This window comes from Blautia schinkii (assembly GCF_013304825.1).
GTDB classification, from domain to species: domain Bacteria; phylum Bacillota; class Clostridia; order Lachnospirales; family Lachnospiraceae; genus Blautia_A; species Blautia_A schinkii_B.
Genome location: NZ_JAAWUO010000017.1, coordinates 43,828 through 57,136, shown reverse-complemented (window position 1 = coordinate 57,136; position 13,309 = coordinate 43,828). Strand labels below are relative to the sequence as shown.

The 13,309-nt window shown below is 45.2% G+C and carries 7 protein-coding genes; 1 reads left to right on the top strand and 6 read right to left on the bottom strand.

Annotated elements, in window-relative coordinates; translation table 11 throughout:
• Positions 1–154: 154 nt before the first annotated feature.
• A complete protein-coding gene (locus tag HFM85_RS13040) occupies positions 155–1,408 on the top strand; it encodes a D-alanyl-D-alanine carboxypeptidase family protein (protein WP_173738576.1) in 1,254 nt (417 codons plus the stop codon).
• Between the two features lie 111 nt (positions 1,409–1,519).
• Here HFM85_RS13040 and HFM85_RS13035 read toward each other — a convergent pair whose 3' ends face one another.
• Genes HFM85_RS13035 through HFM85_RS13010 form a run of 6 tightly spaced genes read right to left on the bottom strand, consistent with a single transcriptional unit; the run spans position 1,520 to position 13,294 of the window.
• On the bottom strand, positions 1,520–4,000 hold the full coding sequence (locus HFM85_RS13035; protein ID WP_173738575.1) for a YfhO family protein: 2,481 nt from the start codon (positions 3,998–4,000) through the stop codon (positions 1,520–1,522).
• A 13-nt stretch (positions 4,001–4,013) separates the two neighbouring features.
• Positions 4,014–6,458 carry a glycosyltransferase family 2 protein gene (locus HFM85_RS13030; protein ID WP_173738574.1) on the bottom strand — a complete coding sequence of 815 codons (2,445 nt, stop codon included), beginning with the start codon at positions 6,456–6,458 and terminating at the stop codon, positions 4,014–4,016.
• Positions 6,451–8,964, bottom strand: coding sequence for a glycosyltransferase family 2 protein (locus HFM85_RS13025; RefSeq protein ID WP_173738573.1), 2,514 nt, complete (start codon positions 8,962–8,964; stop codon positions 6,451–6,453). Before HFM85_RS13025 ends, HFM85_RS13030 begins: the two co-directional genes overlap by 8 nt.
• A 33-nt stretch (positions 8,965–8,997) precedes the next feature.
• Positions 8,998–11,190, bottom strand: coding sequence for a methyltransferase (locus HFM85_RS13020; protein ID WP_173738572.1), 2,193 nt, complete (start codon positions 11,188–11,190; stop codon positions 8,998–9,000).
• 2 nt (positions 11,191–11,192) lie between these two features.
• Positions 11,193–12,458, bottom strand: coding sequence for an ABC transporter ATP-binding protein (locus tag HFM85_RS13015; RefSeq protein ID WP_330594904.1), 1,266 nt, complete (start codon positions 12,456–12,458; stop codon positions 11,193–11,195).
• Positions 12,459–12,481: 23 nt separating this feature from the next.
• Entirely contained in the window at positions 12,482–13,294 is an 813-nt protein-coding gene (locus tag HFM85_RS13010; protein ID WP_119239148.1) for an ABC transporter permease, read from the bottom strand.
• Between the last annotated feature and the right edge of the window lie 15 nt (positions 13,295–13,309).

Genomic DNA, 13,309 nt, shown 5'->3' with positions numbered 1-13,309 from the left:
TCTCCGTATTACTCAATTTGATAGATGTATTTTAACATTGTAGCATTTTTTTTGCAAGAAAGAGAGAAAATGTGTTATACTTGCTTAGAATATGATTGCTGGTCACAGAGTGAACAGCAACCTTTATCATACCTAAACAGGAGTACCATACATTATGAAAAAATCAAGATTAACCGCAGCTCTTCTGGCATTTGGAATTTCTGCTTCCATGATATTCCAGACACCTGTATATGCTGCCGAAGATACAGCAGTCACTGCTGCCGCAGCATCCACGATCACAACCAATTCCATAAGCGGGTGGCCTCAGGGCCCGGATATCACATCCGCAGCCGCTGTAGTTATGGAAGATACCACCAATACCATCCTCTACGCAAAAGATATGGATCAGTCACTTTCTCCTGCAGGTGCAGTGAAAATTATGACCTGTCTTCTGGCTCTTGAAAACAGTCAGCTTACTGACCAGGTGACAATGACAGAAACTGGTGTTTCCGGTGTTACAGACGGAGGTGCACATATCTCCTCACAGCTTGGAGAAGTTTTTACCATGGAGCAGTGCCTGTATGCTATTATGCTGGCCTCTGCCAATGATATCGCACTTCAGATCGCAGAACAGATCGGAGGATCTGTAGAAGCATTTGTGGAGAAGATGAACTCCCGTGCACAGGAACTGGGCTGTACCAACACGGTATTTACCAATCCGACCGGTCTTCCGGATGATAACCAGCATACTACTGCTCATGATCTTGCACTGATCATGCAGGCAGCTATTAATACTGACGGTTTCCGTGATATCGCAAGTGCGACCTCTTATACAATACCTGCTACCAATGTTTCCGGAGGAGCCCGCAACCTTACCAGCAGTTTTTCCCTGACCAACCAGACTGCATCTGCTTATTACAGCGGATGTATCGGCGGCCGTGAGAGTACAACAACAGCTTCCGGAAGCGTTCTTGTCACAGCAGCAGAGCGAAACAGCACAACTCTTATCTGTGTTGTTATGAACGGAGCCACCGGACAGACTGCCAACGAAGCCACCACGCTTATGGATTATGGTTTTGGCAACTTCCAGCTTCTGGATCTGGGCCAGGAAGATTTTCATATTCTTTCCGGCGGACAGGTGATGATTCCTTCCGGTGCAACATCTGATGATCTCACCACAGAAGATACAGAATCAGACGGACAGATCAGCCGTACCTATTCTTTTGGCGGCACACAGGTTGGAACTGCAGTCATCGAAAACACTGTTGAAGATTCCGCAACGGCAGATAGCCAGGAGAACGATACGAATATGGAAGCAGCCAGAGTTTCTCAGAACGCTTCCCCGGTTCCTTATTTTATCATCGGCGGAGTCGGCGTTCTTCTCCTTGTACTTCTTCTCCTGAAAATGATCAAGGTTATTAAATCCTGATTGAATTGGCGGCCACTCTACAAAATATAAAAAGGGGATGCGAAAAACTCAATCGAGTTTTTTACATCCCCCTTTTTATATTTTAAAAATCTTCAGCCCTTCTTCTGCATCCTATCTGACAGCAGTTTTTCTCTTTCTCCCGTATCCTGTAAAAGCCACAAGCCCAAGATACACAATCCAGCACACGCCGCCTGCTATCATTCCGGATCTCAGTCCCGGAACCTGGTAGGTAAGCTCGATCTGATGCTCCCCTTCTGCAACTTTAAATGCAAGGAATCCGATATCACCTTTAAGGATTTCAGTCTCCTCACCGTCAACAGTTACAGTCCAGCCCTTTTCGTAAGGAATCATGCACATTACATATCCATCGGCCTTTGCATCCACGGTTCCTGTCACGTGAGAATCTTTTTCCGGCGCATTCAGTGTTACCTCTGAATTCTCCTGCGCTTCTGATACAGCATCAAGCTCACTGATATCCCCTATCTCTTTTCCACCTTCCACAGCTATGGCATTCTCAAGAAGAGTCTCCCTGTTTTTCTCTCTTACATCCTTCTGGCAAAGCTTCTTCAGGCTTTCTTCTGAGATCGTATTCTCATAAAATCTGGCAACACTGCCTTCCTCTTTATTACGGTAGAGACAAATTTTCCCAAACCGGCTGATCAGCTCATATTTACTGCTGTCCAGTTCCGGATTCTTTGACATAAGGTAACGAACTCCCATAAAAGCTCCGAACACATTGTCATCTGCCATCTGCCAGAATGTGTAACGGTTCCTGTCCAGATAACAGAATTCCGGATAACAGGTCTTTACAAATTCTTTTATATTTCCGTTCATAACAGAGTTATAGGTACTGATTCCTCTGTAATTCTGCGCAAGGGAGTCCATGGAAATCGTTCCTGCCGAATAATCCTTCTCAACTCTGTAGAATTCCGGATCTGTCTCTTTTAAATAAGCCAGCGTATCCTGCACATCCTGACTGTAAAGCTCTCTGTAATAAGCCTGAGGCCTGGCAAACATGGCCCCAGCTGCCGTTTCCTCATCCTCAGCCTGCTGCCGCTCATTAAATGCCACAGTCTGGGCATCCATCTGTTCTTCCGGTGTATCTGTTTTTTTCAGGCAGATCCTGTCTGTGTAGGTGATCCCGCCTTCTGAGATCACATTTATTCCCAGCATCAGGATCAGACATCCGGTTATCGCTCTGCGTACAGACTGTTTCCGGCAGAATCCCAGAGTCAGAACGCAGAGTACCATCACACTTCCGGTCACTGCAAGAAGCACTGCATTTATCCTGTATTCCCTGAAAATACTGTCCTCATATCCCGCCATGTACGCACGGATCATCAACACCTCCGTGATCACAAGTCCGACAATACTGATCTTTCCCTCAGCTTTAAGATAATCCCACATCCACGCAAATACCATAAGAAAAACTGCGATCAGAATGTATGTATAGCGGTTGGTGGCCGGTGTTGTAAACGCATTGAACACGATTCCTCCACCTGGAAAGATCAGGCAGGCCAGAATCAGGACTGCCGCTGTATAAACTGCAGCTTTTACCCGTCTCTTCGCATCACTTCTCCAGAACAGGAGCAGAAACTGAATAAGAAAGATCACCGCAAGCGTAGAACAGAACAGCACCGGTGCCTCATAATAATTCTTATATCCTGTATACCTGGAATTTCCCATAGTCTGCAGGTTCTGCAAATTCGTTGAAAACGGCCGGATTAGAAGTGACTCATAATAGGATATTTTTTTATACGGATAAAAACATTTCTTCAGAAATTCCCAAAGCCCGCCTCTGGCCGGTGCAACTCTGGACGAATTCATAATATTCGCAGCCATTGGAAGAAATACTCCAAGACTCATTCCGATTCCCAGAACCATCTGGGCACAGCCGCTGAAAAACCTGCGTAATCCTGTCTTAAAATCTTCTGCAGCCATCACAAGCCGGAAGATCAGGTAGAAGCCGGCACCGATCAGCGTCATATAGGAAAGATAGACACTGTATATCCCGCTTAAGAACACTGTCACCGGAAAAAGTGCACATCCTTTTTCCCTGCGGATAAATTTCTCCTCAAAAAGAAGGATCAAGGGCAGATAGACCACCACCATACCGAACTGGTAATGCTGCCCCCACACAAGGAGATATCCGTTCAGTCCATAGACAAAAGAGGCCAAAAATCTGGACTGTCTGCTGTACTTAAACTCTGAGAGGAACCAGTAGAAAATCCAGCCTGCAGCCATGATCTTCAATATCTGCAGAACAACCAGATAATACAGCATATGTGCAGGTCCTAAAACTACTCCTATCAGACAGATCAGGATCAGAGACAGATCCGCCTGCAGCATGGTAAAAAGATTCGTTCCGATTCCATTGGTAAAATCCCAGAATGAAAAATTCCCGTCACGGAGATGGTTCACGATATCAGCATAGTACATTGTGTACTGCTGCCAGGTATCCCCTCCAACATCGTCAAAAACCAGCACTGAATCACCAAACAGATACTGACGGAAAATAAACAGGCAACTGAAAAACAAAGCTGCCAGAAGCAGCAGCCTTGTCTTTGATTCTTTTGTTATATATTTTTTCATGAGCCCTGTCCTCCTAGATCCGCTTCAGAGAAAAGTCCTGGCTTTTCAGTGTCAGATTCGGGTTGTAATAGGGATCACCGTTTTTCAGGATATCCGGCCATTTTTTCTCAAAGATGGAGATCTCACGGTTGAAACGTGCCACCTTCTCCGGTGTATCCTCCAGACCTCTTGATTTGGATTCATAGTGATAAAGCTCTGCATACGGATTGTACACGATCAGGTATCCTGCTTTTCTCAGCTTCATGCAGAAATCAATATCATTAAATGCAACTGCAAGATCCTCAGAAAGTCCACCCACCTTCTCAAAGGCACTGCGCTTCACCATCATGCAGGCTGCTGTGACAGCACTGTAATCCTGGGCACAGATAATACGGTGGCAGTATCCTGTCGTTCCTCTTGGCTGCATCACAAAGCAATGCCCTGCAATTCCGCCAAAGCCGATCACAACACCTGCATGCTGGATCGTGTCATCCTCATAATACAGTCTGGCTCCTACTGCACCTACATCGCTGCGCATGCAGTACCCAAGAAGCTCTTCCAGACAGTCCGGATTGATAATCTCCGTATCGTTATTGAGGAGCAGGAGATACTCTCCTTTTGCAAAAGAAGCTCCATAGTTGTTGATGGCAGAATAGTTGAATACTCCATCCCAGTAAACTACATGGGCTCTTTCATTTTCCTTCTCGAGCTTCTTATAATATTCAAAGGTGGCAGGATCTGTACTGTTATTTTCCACAATTACATACTCGTAATTTTTGTAAGCAGATTTCCGGTCAATGGAATCCATACAGCGTTTCAGATCATCAATGTGATCTTTGTTGGGAATGATAATGGAAATCAGCGGATCATAGTCCCGCACAAATTTCGTTCTGTAAAGGCCAAGGAACTCTCCGTCCAGAACCTCTGCATTCACGCCGATTCTGTTGTAATGCTCCTGCACAGCTCTTCGTCCTGCGTCAAAAGCATAGGTCTTGCTCTCCGGATTCTCAGCTGTGGAATCCTCGTGGCATCTCCAGTGGTACAAAATCTTGGGCACATGATAGATTTCTTCATCCTTCACAGCTTCCACACAGCGAAAAACAAAATCATAATCCTGGGCTCCGTCGAACTCTTTGCGCAGCATTCCAACTTTATCAACTACCTTGCGGGATACCACAAAAAGATGGCAGATATAGTTTACTGTGCAAAGAAGATCCGGATTGTAATCCGGTTTAAAATGCGGCTGGAAGAATTTGTGTCCGTCCATGGACATTTTATCTTCGTCAGAATAGATCACCAGTGTCTCCGGCTTCTCGTTGAGAGCCTTCACACATTCAAACAGTGCATGAGGTGTCAGCTCATCGTCATGGTCTGCAAATGCAATAAAATCCCCGGTCGCTGCTTCTATGGCACTATTTGTATTCTCGGAGATCTGCAGTGCACAGTCGTGGGAGATCACTTTGATCCGTTTATCTTTGGCAGAAATTTCTTTCAGGATTCCTGCGATCGGAGAATTATCCCCGCTTCCGTCAGAAAGACACAGCTCCCAGTTGGTATATGTCTGCTGCTGAATGGACTCCACCAGCCTGCGCAGATATTTCTCCGGTGTTTTGTACAGCGGTACAACAATGGATATCTTCGGGCTGTAGCTGAATTTTGTTCTTCTCTGCTTCTCCAGTTCTGCCTTGCCCGGAAGATGGCGGGTGATCCACTTCTGATATGGGATCTCTCTTGTGGAAACTGTGCGGATCTTGGATACCACTTTTCCGGCAAGAGCTGCACCTCCCTGGGATTTCCAGTAACGGATTCCTTTTTTTACATACTTATCAGCTTTTTTTGCAAGAATATCGAGTTTTCGAAGTGGAACAACTTTTACTGTTTTTCTGTCTCCTGCGTAGAATACCACATAGAGACATTTACCGGAAACACCTGTCACCTCCGTGAAAAATCCTGTTTTCTCCGGATGCTCGATCTCATCGTAAAGCTGATCTACATCCACACGGTCTGTTCTCTGGATGTCTGCTGCCAGCTGTTCTTTATTCTCGTCATAAATGCGGATGGTCACAGGACTTTTTGCGATAGCCCAGCCTCTTAAGCGCACCATTCCCTGCTGTACTTTTTCTTCCTCAAAATACACCTGTGGCTTGTCCCGCTTTTTTTCAAGCTCTGCAGCTGTGATGGAAAACCACACGGTTCGCTTCCCTTCAGATGCTGCATAGATCACCAGCTTACGGTACTCATCCAGCTGATCCGGCATCTCTATCGTCATGGTGATCTGCTCACCGCGCATAAGATCCGGATCTTTAAAACGCTCCATGGCACTTACGATCTCAAGCTTCTCCACTTTCACCGGGAGCTTCTGACTGTCCAGGCAGACTTCCACTTTCGCTTCTTTCGGCCAGCTTCCCTGTACAATATATTTATTTCTGTCCAGCAGATGAAATCTTTCTCTTGTTACTTCAAATATTTCCTCAGGCATGATACTCCCCATTTCTTTCTTCTTTTCGCAGAGAACAGTCCCCTTCTTTCAGGGACAGATTCGGACTGTAATACGGATCGCCTTTCAGCAGGTCTCTTCCCCATTTGCGCTTAAAGCATTTCACTTCTTTTCCGAAACGCAGCTGTTTCTCCGGTGTATCCTCCAGTCCTCTTGACTTGGATTCATAATGATAAAGCTCTGCATAAGGAGTAAATACGATCTTTTCTCCCATACTACGAACCTGCATGCACAGATCGATATCGTTAAATGCCACACGAAGCTCCTCGTCAAAACCGCCTACATCGCAAAATACAGATGCTTTCATCATCATGCAGGCCGCTGTTACAGCACTGATCTCCTGCACGGAAACCAAGCGTCCCATATATCCGATCTCATCCCGGTTAGCCTTGCACATGATATGTCCGGCAATTCCGCCAAGTCCCAGCACAACACCTGCATGCTGGATGGTATCATCCGGATAGTACAGCTTTGCACCAACCATTCCCACGCCCTTCTGCTGGCAGATTTGAAGCATCTCCTCCATCCAGGACGGGGTGATGATCTCCACATCATTGTTCAGGAACAGAAGGTACTCACCTCTGGATTCCCTTACAGCAAAATTGTTGATGGCAGAATAGTTAAATTCTTTTTTCCAGGTTAGTACTCTCACATTGTCGTATCTTCTCTGCAGTTCCTCATAATATACGAAGGTATCTTTCTGCTCGCTGTTATTCTCAACCACAAGGATCTCATAATTCTTCCAGGTAGACTTCTCCTCAATGGAAGTTATGCAGAGATCCAGATCATCGATATGATCCTTGTTGGGAATGATAATGGAGATCATAGGCTCACCGTCAATGGCTACATGGCTTCTGTACCAGCCCGGACGGTCTGTCATCTCCACCTCTGCCTTAATTCCCAGTCTCCTGTAATGATCCTCCACTGCACGCTTCCCTGCCTCAAAAGCATACCGCTTGCTCTCCGGGTTAGCTGCCGTGGAATTCATATGGCTTCTCCAGTGGTACAGAACTCGCGGGATATGAACGATCCGTTCTGCCTGCTCACAGCACCGTAAGATCAGGTCAAAATCCTGTGCTCCATCATACTCCGGCCGGAACGTACCGGTCTGTTCCAGAAGACTTCTCTTAAATGTAAAAATATGACAGATATAATTATTCTCGCGAAGACGGAACAAATTATAGTCCGGCTTGAAATTCGGCTCAAAATAATGTTTGCCATCCATGCTGACTTTATCTTCGTCTGTGTAGATCACATCTGCCTTCTGTTCTGTAATGGCCTTCGCAATGTGGAACAGCGCGTCCGGTGTAAGAACATCATCATGATCACAGAGCAGGATATACTCTCCTGCTGCCAGCTTCATGGCTGCATTGGTATTCTCTGAGATTCCCTTGTTCTCTTTCAGCTTTTTATAAGTAATGCGGTTTTCTTTTCTGTATTTTTTATTGAGAAAAGCTCGTGTTTCCGAACCCTCACTGCCGTCTGCAAGACACAGCTGCCAGTTTGTGTAAGTCTGGGCTCTCACAGAATCGATCAGCTCTTTCAGATATTCCTTGGGCGTGTTATAAAGAGGAATCACAATACTGATCAGAGGTTTTTCTTTAAATACAGTCTTCTTCTGTCTCAGAAGCTCTTTTCTGCCGGCTGCATGAGATTTCAGCCATTCCTCATAATCTACGGAAACACTGTCCGGCTGATGGGTTGCCACATAACGCAGGAATTCTTTCAGGCCTTTTTCTTTAATATAGGCTCTGTTTGCATCCTTATTCTCTATGGAAAACAGGTTCATCCTCTGGTAAAAAACGGATTTTTCTTTTTTCAGTTTCCAGACATCCACCAGATATTTCTTCTGCGTCTTCGGTCCTTTAAAGCAGACCAGGAGCTCCTTGTTTCCGGTTTCTTCCAGGTCCACCTGAATGGAAAAACCGATCTCACGGCTTCCGGAAGCTGTAATTCCACGCTCTTCTTCCACATCCGGACGTCTTCCCCGGTTTATGGTGCATTTCACCGGTTTCCCTGCGCGGTCTTCCACAAAAATCTCATCGGATCCCTGCTGATCCAGTACCCATCCTTCTACAAGAAGTGTATTTTTTCCCAGGATCTGCTCTTTATCAATACGATATTCCATCATGCAGTCCATGCAGAAAGCTTTCAGTTCTTTCCCTGTGGAGGAAAAGATCACTTCTTTCTCACTTCCATCAGAAAGAAATACTTCCAGCCTTGTATATTTCTCTGCCAGAGTCAGGATCTCCGGAATCTTCAGGGTGAATCCTGCATCCCAGACTTCTCCAAGTTCGGACAGACTTCTGGCAACATCAGCTCTGTCAAACCTTACCGGCTGCGAAATGGAAATCTCCTCTCCATCTCCCTGCAGGAAAAAAGTAAGCGCGGGATTTCCCTGCTCTGTAGCCCATCCGGTCAGGATCAGCGTATGAGCATTCCTGTCATTGTATTTTTTTTCATCAACATTCCAAAGTATTTTTGCCATAGTCATATCCCTCTTGTGAACAGCAGCACTCTGTCATATTTTTTTGAATTTACGGTATGCACGCCATAAACGGCTGTGTTTCATAACCTCAAGCATTTTTTCATTTCCATCAATCTCAGCGCAGATCTGACGGAGCTTCCGCTCTTTGTTCTGATATTTCTGCCAGAATTTCTGCCCTGCTTTTTTCTCATCTGTAAATTCCAGATCGATCTCTATAAATTCTGCATTTTCCGGAATTTCCTCAATGATGATCTGAGGATCCTCACCTCCGAAATAGTAAGTATCTCCACCCAGGCTGCATCCTTCTGTAAAAAACTTCACAGGTGTTCCGTCTGACCAGCTCATCCTGCGGATATGCAGGCCGCTTCTCAGTTCACCCGGATCAAGTCTCAGCTTTCTGGTGTGAGCAGGAAGCATTACTTTGGCATAGACCTTTTTGTTCTTTATCGGATATTTTCCGGAATCTGCTTCATTGAAGTCTCTGCCTGCATCCCAAAATACCTGCAAACTCTGAGAAGCTTCCAGTTTCTTCACCTCATAAAACTGCACAGCATCCGCCTTGCCCGGTGAAATCCTTTCATAGAGGTTCAGCATGGCATTGTGGCTGCCAAGCATGTATTTCTGGAAATTCTTCTCCATCTCAGCATAAGCTTGGCATTCTTTCTCTGTGAGGCAGGCTTTTTCATAGAAGCCTCGGCTCTTCAGATTTTCACGTTTTCCATCACTTTCCAGATAATAGTGGATCATGCGGTACACAAGGAAATTGGACGGTACCGGGAAAAAGAATGTCCACTCGTAATCGATGACAGTAGCTTTTTCGCCTTCGAGTATTACATTTGCAGGAACAAAATCAATGTTGGAAAGTGGTGCAGCTTTCAGGTTCTCCGGCAGCTCTGCATCGCCGAATACTTTCACGAATCCCTCTGTTTTCTGAAAATCTTCCTTCTCATGAATCTGTTTCACTTTATTTATATAGGAAAAAAGCAGTTCTTCTGCCTGGTCGTTTTTTCCTTCTTCCAGAAGAGTATCCAGCCTTTCTTCCAGAGTCATGCCTGTAAGATATTCAAATTCTGCGGCTTCAGGCTGTGCCTTGCAGCGATTTACCCGGATTCCTGCAGCTGCATAAAGTCTGCCAAGCTCTTCGCAGATTTTCTCCAGACCATTTACATGGCTTTCTGCCTCTTTTGTTTCCGGAACTTTCTTTACGACACGGCTGCCGTTTCCTGTGTGATCGATCTCTGTGCGGATGTCAAATTTCCTGTCCCTCTCATTGGAAAACTTGGCATAGATGGTTTCCATCTCAGGCTGTTCCTTACCGATCATAAGCAGGAAAGAATTGGCAAATTCCTGATACAGATCATTATCAAGAAGTGTATCATATACCGGTGATTCCTGGAAAAGCTGCAGCCGGAAGCGGTCAAAATTATATTCTGTCCGGTTCAGCTCGCCTTTTTTCGGAAGATATTTCTCAGAATATACAGTCATCGGGAACTTGTAATCCGGAAACGGATAGTACCAGGATGCCTTCAGGTTCCCGGCCTGTTTCAGGATCTGACGAAATTCTTTTCTTGTAAAAGTCTTGACACCATTTGTCCTTGGATAGCCTTCCAGCCCCTCGAAGAGAGTTCCGAAATGATCCTCTGTGCATCCGGCCCAGTATTTCAGGCCCAGACGGTTCTCAATAGCAAGAATGATCCTTCCGTCCGGTTTCAGATGTCTGGAAATGATCTTCAGAAAATCCACATATGGATCTTCGCTCTGAATATAAGCCTCCCCGTACTCGAACACTCCGATCAGGGTAATATAATCGTATTTCTCTGTGAGATTTTTCTCGATCTCCTGGAAATTTCCCACCAGGATCTTAAGATTCTCCTGGTTTCTGTGGCGGTAGGCATTGATACGGCTGCGCTTCATGGAAAGATCAATACTTGTCACCTCTCCTGCATTACGGCACAGCGCACCTGTGACAGCACCGCATCCTGCACCCACTTCCAGAACTTTCTCGTCTCCCTTAAAAGGAACCCAGCTTAAGATATTCTCCCTGATATGGGAAAAATGATACAGGATCGGCCAGCTCTCCTTTTCTGCGATCACACGGTTAAATTCTTCCGGTGCGTAATCTCTGGCAATGGATAACATCTCATCCTCAATAGCACCGTCACTATATAAGTCTTTACCCGGATAATACGTGGTATCCAGGAATACCTTTCCGATTTTTTCTCCCATACTTAATCCTCACACTGTATTTCTACTTTGGAATTCATATCATAAAAGCCCACTGTATTCTTCGCGGAAACTACTGTGATGTTGCAGGCATCATAGAGTCTGTGGAACACAGTAAAATCACCGTCTTTATAGCCGGTACATCCGAAAGAAAGCAGATACTCCCCGCCCTGGAGGTTCATCTCCTGGGTAAAAGTAGCTGTACACACATCACCTTTTCCTGATTTCTCTACCTGTACTTTCTCAAACATGGTGTTGGTTCCTGTGATCTCCGTCCCTTTTATATTCTTAAAGGTATAAGCCATAATGGGCTCCTGGATATCCTCGTTGAAACGGACTTTCATGCAGATCCGGAAACTGCTGCCTTTCTCAATGGTATTGGAGCGGACTCCCTTATCATCCACCACCTCGAAATCAATGATCTCAGCCATACGGTTTCCGTACTCCAGCATGTTCGGGTTGGCCTGAAAATTGCCTTCGCCCTTCTCCTCTTTTGAAGGAGTTCCTGATTCTTCCTGCTGCTTTACAGGATCCTGCCCTACCAGAAGCTGCTTGTAAAGATCTACCATCTGCTTCGGAGAGCCTTCATCCATCTTCACACCTTTATTCAGAAGAATAACCCTGTCGCAGTATTTTGACACACTACTCAGGTCATGACTTACGAACAGTATGGTCTTTCCCTGTTTCTTGAACTCTTCGAATTTATGATAGCATTTTGCCTGAAAAAATACATCACCTACTGACAGTGCCTCGTCAACAACAAGGATCTCCGGGTCAATATTGATAGCAACAGCAAAAGCCAGACGCACGAACATACCGCTGGAATATGTTTTTACAGGCTGGTGTATAAAATCTCCAATATCTGCAAAATCCAGGATATCATCAAGTCTGGCATCAATCTCTTCCTTAGAAAATCCGATCATGGTTCCGTTAAGATATACATTTTCAAGACCGGAATATTCCATATTAAATCCTGCGCCCAGCTCCAGAAGTGCGGAGATACGGCCATTAACCTTTACCTCTCCTTCTGTCGGAGTCAGCACGCCGGTAATGATCTTTAAGATGGTGGATTTACCGGAACCATTGGTTCCGATAATTCCCACACACTCGCCTTCCTGAATGTCGAAATTCACATCATGAAGTGCGTAATGCTCACGATAGAGCTTCTTCTTAGTAAGCCCAAGTGCCTCTTTCAAGCGGTCAGAGGGCTTGTCATAAAGCTTATACATCTTGGTGAGATGGCTCACCTGTATTACATTTTTATTATCCACGTTCTTTCTTTCCTCCACATTCTCTACAGTACATCTGCAAAATGAATGCGCAGACGTTTAAATACCCAGCTGCCAAACAGGAAGCACAGGATCGTAAATACCCAGAAATAGACCGTCCATCCTGCATGCTCAAAGAACCAGGACTTCATAAGGAAGGTATCTCTGTATCCTGAGACCACATAATATAACGGATTCAGCTTCAGGATTTTCTGAAGTGTCTCATGTCCCTGAAGTGAAGTCTCGGCGATCCACATGATCGGTGTAAGCCAGATTCCAACCTGAAGTGCAATGTTGATGATCTGAGTCAGATCACGGAAAAAGATCACGATCGCACTGGTTGCATAGCTTAATCCCAGAACAAGGATAAACACGCAGATGCTGTAGTAGATCAGCTGAAAATAATACACATCCGGGAATTTTCCATATGCCGCATACAGGATAATGGTAAACAGCACAAAGAAACAATGTACAAACAATGCGGAAATAATCTTGACAACAGGCAGCACACTGATATTGAATACTACCTTTTTGACCAGATAATTATATTCCAGCATAGAGTTGGTTCCTCCGATCAGGGCATCCTGAAAAAAGAACCATGGCACAATACCTGCTACCAGATACAGAACAAACGGTACTCCAAGATCTCCTGTACCGGAACGAAATCCCACAGAGAATACAAACCAGTATACCAGGATCGTGATCACAGGCTGGATAAAAGCCCACACGATTCCCAGGTAGGAGCCTGCATATCTTGTCTTGAAATCATTTTTTGCCAGCTTGAATATCAGTCTTCTGTTTTTATAAATGTCCGTTGGTAAAGAAAAAATCGTTTTCAAATCTCATGCTCTCCT